The 8,711-nt window shown below is 51.5% G+C and carries 8 protein-coding genes; 4 read left to right on the forward strand and 4 right to left on the reverse strand.

The window, feature by feature from the left end; all coding sequences use genetic code 11:
* Positions 1-79: 79 nt before the first annotated feature.
* Complete coding sequence (gene oadA, locus Q8Q07_00005; protein MDP3878678.1) at positions 80-1,801, reverse strand: sodium-extruding oxaloacetate decarboxylase subunit alpha; 1,722 nt, start codon at positions 1,799-1,801, stop codon at positions 80-82.
* A gap of 148 nt (positions 1,802-1,949) precedes the next feature.
* Here oadA and Q8Q07_00010 point away from each other — a divergent pair, with 148 nt between their 5' ends.
* From Q8Q07_00010 to Q8Q07_00020, 3 genes are read left to right on the forward strand one after another with little or no spacing between them, the layout of a single operon-like run.
* Positions 1,950-2,144, forward strand: coding sequence for a hypothetical protein (locus tag Q8Q07_00010; GenBank protein MDP3878679.1), 195 nt, complete (start codon positions 1,950-1,952; stop codon positions 2,142-2,144).
* 29 nt (positions 2,145-2,173) lie between these two features.
* Positions 2,174-3,049 carry a site-specific DNA-methyltransferase gene (locus Q8Q07_00015; protein MDP3878680.1) on the forward strand — a complete coding sequence of 292 codons (876 nt, stop codon included), beginning with the start codon at positions 2,174-2,176 and terminating at the stop codon, positions 3,047-3,049.
* The gene (locus tag Q8Q07_00020) at positions 3,040-3,786 is read left to right on the forward strand and encodes a PmeII family type II restriction endonuclease (protein MDP3878681.1); all 747 of its coding nucleotides are present in this window, start codon (positions 3,040-3,042) and stop codon (positions 3,784-3,786) included. Before Q8Q07_00015 ends, Q8Q07_00020 begins: the two co-directional genes overlap by 10 nt.
* A gap of 41 nt (positions 3,787-3,827) precedes the next feature.
* Here the strand turns inward: Q8Q07_00020 and Q8Q07_00025 are convergent, their stop codons facing one another.
* The 3 genes from Q8Q07_00025 to Q8Q07_00035 form a co-directional block, all read right to left on the reverse strand.
* Positions 3,828-5,213: an MmgE/PrpD family protein gene (locus Q8Q07_00025; GenBank protein ID MDP3878682.1), complete on the reverse strand. Its 1,386-nt coding sequence runs from the start codon at positions 5,211-5,213 to the stop codon at positions 3,828-3,830.
* A 161-nt stretch (positions 5,214-5,374) separates the two neighbouring features.
* A complete protein-coding gene (locus tag Q8Q07_00030) occupies positions 5,375-6,340 on the reverse strand; it encodes an alpha-ketoacid dehydrogenase subunit beta (protein ID MDP3878683.1) in 966 nt (321 codons plus the stop codon).
* Positions 6,341-6,359: 19 nt separating this feature from the next.
* The gene (locus Q8Q07_00035; protein MDP3878684.1) at positions 6,360-7,322 is read right to left on the reverse strand and encodes a thiamine pyrophosphate-dependent dehydrogenase E1 component subunit alpha; all 963 of its coding nucleotides are present in this window, start codon (positions 7,320-7,322) and stop codon (positions 6,360-6,362) included.
* A gap of 644 nt (positions 7,323-7,966) precedes the next feature.
* Here Q8Q07_00035 and Q8Q07_00040 point away from each other — a divergent pair.
* A partial coding sequence (locus Q8Q07_00040; GenBank protein MDP3878685.1) for a hypothetical protein occupies positions 7,967-8,711 on the forward strand: 745 nt, incomplete at its 3' end.

Here is an 8,711-nt window from a genome sequence, read left to right on the forward strand (position 1 = left end):
GGCTATTTCGCCACGGTTAGCAACCAGGACCTTATTTATCATCTTCCTTTACCTGTACCGAGACAGACATGCTTACTTCTTAAGGTTCAATAACCATGACAACATCACCGGCGTTGATTACCTCGCCCTCATAGACAAGCACTTTCCTGACTGTGCCAGCATGGGGAGACTTGATTTCATTCTGCATCTTCATGGCTTCGATACTGACCAAAACGTCATCAATTTTGACAATATCGCCGGACTTAACCTTGACCGAGAGCACCATGCCCTGCATGGAGGAAACCACGGCGCCGGCCGGCACCTCCTTAGGCGGCTTTGGCTTTTCTACCTCGAAGGTCTTACCCATGACAGAGGTGACCTTGACGTTGAACATCTCCCCATCCACTTCGACACTGAACTCGGCCGGGAGAATGGCAGGCTGAGGACTAGGGGAAGACGAGGCGGCAGGCGAGGGAATAGCTTCCTCCTTTATTTCTCCTCTGAGGAACCGTACCGCTACCTGAGGATAGAGCGCATAGGTTAGCAGGTCTTCCTCCCGGTGCAAGATACCCAGCTTGCGGGCATCACCCCGCAGCTTGTCCAGCTCCGGCTCAAGAGCGTCTGCCGGGCGGCCGTCAATTGGCTGCTCATCACCGATAACCAGCTTTCTTATTTCATCATCTAGTGGAGCCGGGGGACGACCGTACTTACCGAGGAAATAGTCTTTAACCTCCTGGGTCACTTGCTTGTAGCGTGTACCGTTCAGGACGTTAAGCACCGCCTGGATGCCGACCAGCTGGCTGGTTGGCGTAACCAGGGGCGGGTAACCAAAATCCTTTCTTACATTCGGTATCTCGGCAAGCACCTCGCTCATCCGTCCCAGAGCATTTTGCTCCCGGAGCTGGCTGACCAGATTGGAAAGCATACCGCCAGGTATCTGGTGCAGGAGCACACTTACGTTAGGCCGGGTAGTTTCAGCGGTGAAAAGCATACGATATTTAGCGCTGATGCCTGCGAAATACTCGCCGATTTCATAGAGAAGCTCAAGGTCGAGTCCGCTATCATAGGGTGTCCCTTTCAGCATAGCGACGATACTCTCTGTAGGTGGCTGAGAGGTGCCCCACCCAAAAGCGGAAAAGGCGGTATCAAGCATGTCTACACCAGCTTCAGTGGCAGCCAGATAACTGGCCGGAGCCATGCCGCTGGAGCAGTGGGAATGGAAACTGATAGGTATTTTGACCCGGCTTTTTAGCGCCTTAATTAGAACCGTGGTCTCAGCCGGGGATATCAGACCCGCCATGTCCTTGACGCATATCGAGTCGCAGCCACGCTCCTCAAGGGCGGTGGCCATATCGACAAAGGTCTGGATGGTATGCACCGGGCTGGTGGTATAGCAGATGGTGCCCTGGGCATGCCCGCCGAATTCCTTGACAGCCGAGATGGCCGGCTCCATATTACGGATATCATTGAGGGCATCAAAGACGCGGAAGACGTCTATACCGTTTCTGGCGGAAAGGCGTATGAACTCCCGGAGGACATCGTCCGGGTAATGCCGGTAGCCGACGAGGTTCTGGCCGCGGAGCAGCATCTGGAGCCTGGTGTTCCTTATTTTTGACCTCAACTGGCTCAGCCGGTCCCACGGGTCCTCATTCAGGTAACGGATACAAGCATCAAAGGTAGCTCCACCCCAGACCTCCAGCGAGAAGAAACCGACCTTATCCAGTTCCTCAGCGATTGGCAGCATGTCCCGGGTACGCATCCGGGTGGCTATCAAAGACTGGTGAGCGTCCCTGAGAGTAGTATCAGTTATAAGTATACCCATTTGACATCACAATTCCTTACGAGTACTGAGAACGGCAATCAGTGGCTGGCAACAATTTTAATAATAATTCAAGCTAAAGAGCATGTTTAATATTACCTTAAACTTTCTGAAAATGCTAGAGAGCCTGTCCCCGCGGGGGGACCGGAGGATGCCTTCCGACGCCCGGGTCCAGCTCTGGCTCGACGATTTGGAAGCGATGTTTGCCAGCTTGAAGGAAAACCCACCGGATGGCAATTTGAAGTCTGGCGAGATTTATATGGTTCATACTGACCTTACCCCATTAGAACTGGCGCTTCCTCGTTCAATAATGGGCAATTTTCTCTTTACTTCTTATGTGTTATAATCTCACGAAACGGGTATAGAATCGTAATAATGACCACCGAACTCAGTACTACCTTAGAGTTAGACAGGATAATCCAGGGAGATTCTTTAAACGCCTTGAAATCTCTCCCGGATTCTTGTGTTGACCTAATATTCACCTCCCCCCCTTATGCCGATAACCGTAAGAAGACCTATAAAGGAATCCCTACTAAAGAATACGTTCAATGGTTTTTGCCAATATCTGCTGAACTTAAAAGAGTCCTGAAGAATGACGGCACTTTTGTCTTGAACATAAAAGAAAGAACTGAAAACGGCGAACGTCAGACTTACGTCCTTGAGCTAATACTTGAAATGAGAAAGCAAGGATGGCTTTGGACAGAGGAATATGTTTGGCATAAGAAGAACTGTTATCCGGGCAAGTGGCCGAATCGCTTTCGAGACGCCTGGGAACGATGTTTACAGTTCAACAAGCAAAGGAAATTCAAGATGTATCAAAAAGCTGTCATGGTACCGATTGGAGAATGGAGTAAGAACAGATTGGCGAAACTGAGTGAGACAGACCTTATCAGGGATGAATCCAAGGTTGGAAGTGGTTTTGGCAAGAATGTTTCGAACTGGCTTGGGAAACAGTCTGTCTACCCCACAAATGTGCTGCATCTTGCTACTGAATGTGCTAATCGTGGCCATAGTGCTTCCTTCCCGCTTTCTCTGCCAACCTGGTTTATCAAACTCTTTACTCAAGAAGAAGACGTAGTGCTTGACCCTTTCATCGGTTCTGGAACATCAGCCATCGCTTGCTTAGACTTAAACAGGCACTACATCGGAATAGAGGCGATGGAGAACTATTACAAATTAGCCCAAGAATCCATCGAAATATGGAAGGCGGCAAATAAAGGAAAAACCGTAAGAATGGCTTTATGGACATAATTAAACTAGAAGAAATCAGCCAGTATATAAAAGACAACATCGGTAGCTTTCACAAAGGCAGGCTTGATAGTATAAGAAGACTTAAACTAGATAATATTCTGCTGAGAAAGAACCCTTACCTATTCAAGGCTCGGAACATCCTGCTGGCACAAGACTTAGTGAAAACCTTGCTTGACGCCTATTTGTCCTCTCAAGAAGAAACGATATTTGGAAACTTCCTGGAAGGACTGGCTATCTTCATTAACCAAAAAGTATATGATGGCTGGAAGTCATCAACCCAGGGTATAGACCTGGAGTTTAATAAGGATGATGTCCGCTATATCGTAGCTATCAAATCTGGCCCGAATTGGGGTAATAGTAGCCAGATCAGAAAAATGCAGGATGATTTCCGGAGGGCTAAACAGACCATCCGAACCGGCAACTCAAAGCTAAATATTACCGCCGTTAATGGATGCTGCTATGGTAGAAACGCTAAGCCGGACAGGGGAGACTATTATAAATATTGCGGCCAGAAGTTCTGGGAATTCATATCAGGAAACAGTGATCTGTATTTGAAAATAATCAAACCTCTCGGACATCTGGCAAGGGAGAAAAACGATGAATTTCAGGAAGAATACGCTCAAATAGTAAACAAATTTACCATTGAGTTCAGCGAGATGTTTGTAACCGGTGGTGAAATAAGCTGGGATTCCCTATTACGCTTCAACTCCTGTGAAATGAAGCCAAAATCCAAATAAAATGTTCCCCATCTTCTAATTGACATGGTAAACACGATTGCCTACCCCTGAAAGACCAGCAACCTCATCAAACGGCCGATATCATCGACCTCTTCCAGGGCATTGATGGTACCGATGACCTTTCCCATCCGCTCTTCGTCCATGAACCTGGCCGCCAGGGAATGAAACTTATTGCGGATATCGTCATCGGTCATCGGATTATTGGGGTGGCCCCTGGGATAGTCTATCTGACACCTGTACCTGGCGCCCTGCCGGGTGGTAATCTCGGTGATTCCGGCGCGGCCGAAGCGGTCCAGGTCGGTGTCTATCTCCAGCGTGACCTTGTCAATCAACTCCCTGATAGCGGGGTCAGCGTATTTTTCCGGGGAATACTGGTCGGGGCCCAGTCCCCGCTCTTTGATGGCTACGGCGGTAACATAGTACGCGCTGTGATCTGCCGTCTCCTTGTTCTTCGGGTAACGTTTCACCGGGTCGCCGGTGTGTTCCACACTGCGGGTACCCGCCCATATTCTAACCTGCGCCACATCTTCAGGATTGATGCCATGCTCCTCCACCAGGTTCAAGGTGGCATTCAGGTGACCCTGGAGAGTACCGCACGCCGCCCACGCCTTAAACTCGGTATCGAGGATTCTGAACCTGCCGCCAAAATCGGTTAGCTTGTCCACATCGAAATCACCATCCATGACGGACTCGATAAAACCGTTCTCCCCTTCCATCACTCTGGTCGGGCCGGTGAATCCCCTTTGCGCCAGCAGCGCCGCCAGGATTCCGTCACGAGCAGTAAGCGGAAACCTCATATTCTTGGCCATAGTGTACTCTTCTGACGCCGAATCGAGGATACCCAGTACCATGCCGTGACAGCCTGATACACCGATAGCATTCTCAATCTGGTCGGCATTAAGACCAAGGATTTTACCAGCCACCGCCGGCATGATATAGACTCCCAGACTATCCGGGTTCCAGCCCTTTTTCGCTATCGGGACAATGGTAGTCGCTTCACAGAAACGGGCTGATAGCTCATAGCCCAGGACAACGGCGGTGAGTACCTCAACACCGGAAAGGTGCTGGCGCTCGGCCACAGCCAGTATGCCGGGAATAACCTCGCTGGGATGAGCATAAACATACCAGTGACCCACCGGTATGGAAATCTGGTCCATATAATCGAGGTAGCGCACCATGATTCCGTTGGTCAGCGCAGCATTGAGACAGTCAGTCCTGATACCACTGCCGATAACCGTAGACTCCGGTGCCCCGCCAAGTTCTTTTATCAGACCCTGCGTAATCTGGCTGGCATCGCTGGGATAGCCGCCTATGGCACAGCCCAGCGTATCCAGGAGTACCCTCTTGGCCATTCCCACCACTTCTCCGGGCAGGTCTTTATAGTCAAATCCAGCAGCGTAGTCGGCAATCTCTCTGGCAACAGTCATCTCCAATACCTCCAGCTAAAGGCAGTTATATCATCACAAAAGAAGTCGGTACCTGAGCGGACAAAGAATGAAATACGTAATTAATGAGGACAAGCACACCCTTAAAAACAAGAGGTAACTTCTCCCCGGACTCAACCTGTCAAACTGACCGGCAGACCCGGCTAAGCCATCACCTTCCTGACAGCGCTGCTAATATCATCTTTGCCGGGCAGTACCAGTCTCTGCAACGGGTACGCAGTCGGCACGGGCACATCAGGAGTAGCCACGCGGGCGACCGGCGCCTTGAGAGCGCCCAGGGCTTCTTCAGCGACGATGGCGCTTATCTCCGCCCCGATGCCGGCCGTCTTCCAGGCCTGGTGAGCAACGATGAGCCTGCCTGTCTTCCTGACTGAATTCAAGAGCATGGTCTTATCGATAGGGTACAGAGAACGGAGGTCCAACACCTCCACACTGATTGATTCTTGAGCCAGCTCTTCGGCGGCGGCCAGCGCTTCGTGCACCATTTTGGCAGCCGCCACAACGGTAACATCACTGCCGGTGCGCTTGATATCGGCCACCCCCAGAGGGATAGTGTACTCCTCTTCGGGTACCGGGCCCTTCATGTCCTGGTGAAGGCTGCCGTGTTCAAAAAAGATTACCGGGTTATCATCCCTGATTGAGGACTTGAGCAGTCCCTTGGCGTCATAAGGGGTAGAGGGCATCACCACCTTTAGTCCGGGGATATGCACAAACCAGGCTTCAACGCTGGCCACGTACTGCCCCACCCCGCCGACACGGGTCCTGAGCACCAGCGGCACCTTCGCCCCGCCATCGGAAACATATCTCGCCCGCGAGGCACTGGTAAACATAGGTTCCATGGCAGCACTCATAAAATCAGCCACCAGTAACTCGGCCACCGGTCTCATCCCCATCAGGGCGGCGCCAACGGAGGAACCGGCGATGATCCCCTCCGCAATGGGAGCGCTGATTACCCGGTCGCTGCCAAATTCTTCCTCGAAGCCCGTCGTCACCTTGGATACTCCGGGGCGAATACCCGCGTCCAGCCCGATAACATAGACACGCGGGTCCCGGCGCATCTCCTCACGCAGGGCTTCACGAATCGCCTCAGTAAAACTTAGCTCTCTCAATTGCTTGCCTCCTTTTCATCTACGGAGCGAAGACCTCGGACAGGGCGAACTCCCTGTCCCGCCTCGGGCGTGGACCAAGCGCCGTGTCCTGCAGCGCCTTTTCTGCTTTCGCCCTCGCCAGCTGCGAATATTCCTCAGCCTTACCGGCTGTCAAGACGCCTTTTTGAATCAGGTATTCCGTGAATTGCTTAATCGGGTCTTTCTGACGCCAGCGTTCGGCTTCCTCCAGTTCCTCCCTGGTCCGGTATAATGCCTTATCGCCTGACTGATGGCCGCCGAGCCGGCAGGTCTTACATTCAACCAGGCTGGGACCTTCACCCCGGCGCGCCCTGGCGACAGCTTCCTGAACAGCCCCGTGCACTGCCAGCACATCATTACCGTCTACTATCACTCCGGGCATATTATAACCTTGTGCCCGGTCAGCAATATTCCTGGCGGAGATCGCCTTTCTGGTCGGCGTGTACTCGCCCCACTGGTTGTTGATACAGACATAAACGATAGGCAACCCGAATATTGAGGCGAAATTAAGCGCCTCATGGAACTCACCCCGGCTGCTGGTACTGTCACCGAAGCTCATCACGACGACGCTCTTTAACTTTTGTTGCTTGACGGCCAGAGCGGCCCCGGTAGCCAGCGGAAAAAGCTGGGCCAGTGTTCCAATGCACCAGGGCAAGATACCCTGTTTCAGAGTACCCACCATTCCCGTGTACTTGCCTTTACTCTGGCTATTTTCCCGGTTATAGATCTCCCCGAAAACATCCTCAAGGGACAGGCCCCTGAGGTAATGTACCCCATAGATACCGCGGAAGTGCGGACCGACGATATCATCTTTCTCCAGGCCGAAGAAAGCGCCCACGTGGCTGGCTTCTTCACCTGCCGCGCCATGCCAGGTCTCGGTCTGCGGCGACATCGTCTCCTCGATAGCTCTGAATACCAGCATATCCTGGTACAGGTGGAACAGTTCTTCATTGTTCAGTTCCATTGGTTACCTCCCATACTTCAGCTAAGTCTACTCAAATACCGGTAACTCATCTATCCTGCATTATCTGTTTTAGCATCTTTCTCTGCTGCTATATTAGAACTACGCTGGCCGGGTGTCAATATTTATATTACGGGAACGGATACCAGTAAATATTATCCACAAAGCTGGACAGTAAAGTACTCCCCGGATCAGTTACCCATTCCCATCGCTGGTTTTATTGAATTGTTTATTTATGCTACTGAATTTACACATATTGTTCAAAATGCACCATATATTGTGCGATTTACTAAATATTCCCCAGTTCATATTGACATTTATCGAATAATAGTGATATGCTTCACGTTATTATTTAGAGTAATATTTCAATTTAGTTTAGTGATGTCACTTACAAAGTACGCAAATATTTAAGGCAAACGCTGGTCCTGCCGGGGGAAACCAGGGTGCTGTGAAGAGATGCCAGCTTCACAGCTGAAATGATGGGATAGTACCCCCTCCCGTGTCCGGAGCCCTGGGGGTAATCGGGCTTAGCGGCAGGGCCAGCCTCGAAAAATCTGACCAATATAACAAGGCGGAAACAGACTCACCACCCGTAGCTAACGAAAGAAACTCGTGATAAATAATATCCGTGCAGGGAGGGAGGAAAAATGAAGAGGAAAGTTGCCTGGTTAATGATGAGTTGCCTGGTGGCGTTATCACTGCTGCTGGCAGCCTGCTCTCCGGCAGCGCCGGTAACACCGACTACGCCTACAGCACCGACAACACCTACGACACCGACAATACCGACGACTCCAACTACGCCGACGACTCCAACTACGCCGGTGGCGCCGGAAACCGAAACGCCAAAGTACGGGGGTACTTTAAATCTGGTTGAGCAAGTCCCCATAACCCAGTTTGCTCCGGTCATCTTCGAAACCACGGCGCCACGTACCAACACCCTAGTCAACGAGGTATTATACGGCGGGGACTGGACGAAAGGGGTGGCCGGTTCCAATGAAGCTGGCTGGCTGGCGGCTACCCAGTCACTGAAGGTGGCTACGATGCGCTTGGCGGAAAGCTACGAACTGGTCGGTAATGATACCATCGTCTTCCGTATCCGCAAAGGCATCCGCTTCGCTCTCAATCCGGATAGTGAAGCCAGCCGCCTGGTAAACGGGAGGGAACTGACCGCTCAGGACATCGCCCGCTGTCTTACTGACTGGTACACAGATCCCGAAGGCGTCCTGCAGACCAGATATACCGCCGAGCAGCGCCAGGTTTCTTTCGAAGCGGTAGATAAATACACACTAAAGGTCACGACCAAGCCGGAAATCCTTGATGGGATCATGTACTGGATTGGGGAATCCAGTTCCATCTACGCGCCGGAAGTCTATGATAAATACAATAAGATGC

The organism is Dehalococcoidales bacterium (assembly GCA_030698765.1).
In the GTDB taxonomy this organism is placed as follows: domain Bacteria; phylum Chloroflexota; class Dehalococcoidia; order Dehalococcoidales; family UBA2162; genus JAUYMF01.